Here is a 1,684-nt window from a genome sequence, read left to right on the forward strand (position 1 = left end):
GAGATTCGAGTAGATAATTTAGCTAAAGCCTTACCTGTAGAGGCTTTCACAAAAATTCAACTTTCTTTAGAACGACCTAGAACAGTATGGGTAGCAATTAAAGAAGTCGAATTATCAAAATGCACGGGTAAGAAAGTAATAGCTATCGTCATGAATGCAGAAACTTTCGATACCGCCACTGAAATAGATTATTTGATCGGTAATGTTGACGTATCAACAGCGACAAAGGAGTGGATAGTAAAAACTTATTCACTCATAAATTGGGTTGAAGTTTTCTATCGGGAAGCCAAGGGCTGGTTGGGCTTAAATGAATATCAAGTCAGAGATGAAATCAGCCTAAAAAGACATTTCATTATGGTGTTTTGTGCTTACACTTTCATTCTCTGGCATACCTTAACAGGAGGATTAAGGCGCCAATGGGCAAACAAACCTTTAAACACTTTTAATGATGCACTCGAAGCATTTCGGACAGCCATATCTTTTAGATTTGTGAAATGGTTGAACCAAAATTGGGACGTATTCTCCGCTTATAAAGCCAGTTTAGGCCTTGTTTGGGCTTAAAATTTGTTTAAGTCCCGCTAAGGGAACCGCACTCCTGTGTGGTCAGTTCAACAGCGGGCGCAAATCCTTGAGACATAACGGGAACCAAGAGGTGGGAACACCCAGAGAGTGTCACCTTGTGTCAGCCTCGAAGCGGGGAAATCTCACAAACCTTTAGCATTGCACCTTTAATTTCAGTATCTGGCTTATTAATCTGTATCCTGAGCTACTATTTAACGTGCGCTTACCCTGGATACTAGGTCGATCGCCATCCCACGCTCTACTCTAGATCAAAATCTTTTCGCCACTTTGAGAGATACATCAAAATGAACAACAACGGACTGCCACAAAAACAAGGGCTGTACGATCCGCAGTTCGAGCACGATGCTTGCGGAGTCGGATTTATTGTACACGTCAAGGGTAACAAATCCCACGAAATAGTCGAACAGGCATTGACAATCCTGTTAAATCTCGACCATCGGGGGGCTTGTGGCTGCGAAGCCAACACCGGAGACGGCGCGGGCATTTTGATGCAAGTACCCCACAAGTTTCTGAAGAAAGCAGCCGCAGCCGAAAATATCGAACTTCCAGCCGCCGGTGAGTACGGGGTTGGTGCAATTTACTCATCGCGCGATCGAACTCAACGGGAAAACGGCAAACGCATCTTTGCAGAAATCGCCGCCGAAGAAGGATGTCCCGTGCTCGGTTGGCGCGATGTCCCCACAGATAACTCGTCTCTGGGCGACACCGCCAAAGCTAGCGAACCATTTATGCAGCAAGTGTTTGTCAGCCGCACCCCAGGTATGGACGAGGCGGCTTTTGAGCGCAAACTATACGTGATCCGCAAACGCGCCCACAATGCGATCCGCCGGACAGACAAAGACCCATACTGGTATAATTCCACACTGTCATGCCGGACGATCGTCTACAAGGGAATGCTGATGCCCGTGCAAGTCGGAGATTACTATCCCGAACTGCACGACCCCGACATGGAAAGCGCTCTAGCCCTGGTTCACTCGCGCTTCAGCACCAATACTTTCCCAAGTTGGGAACGATCGCACCCTTACCGCTACATCGCCCACAACGGCGAAATTAACACCATGCGCGGCAACATCAATTGGATGAACGCGCGGCAATCGATGTT

At 47.3% G+C, this 1,684-nt stretch carries 2 pseudogenes; both read left to right on the plus strand.

The window, feature by feature from the left end:
- Window positions 1–561: pseudogene (locus JGK20_RS34165) on the plus strand (IS701 family transposase); the annotation flags it as partial.
- Between the two features lie 305 nt (window positions 562–866).
- Window positions 867–1,684, plus strand: a pseudogene (locus tag JGK20_RS34170) (glutamate synthase subunit alpha); the annotation flags it as partial.

It is taken from the genome of Microcoleus sp. PH2017_05_CCC_O_A (assembly GCF_020738785.1).
Classification (GTDB): Bacteria; Cyanobacteriota; Cyanobacteriia; order Cyanobacteriales; family Microcoleaceae; genus Microcoleus.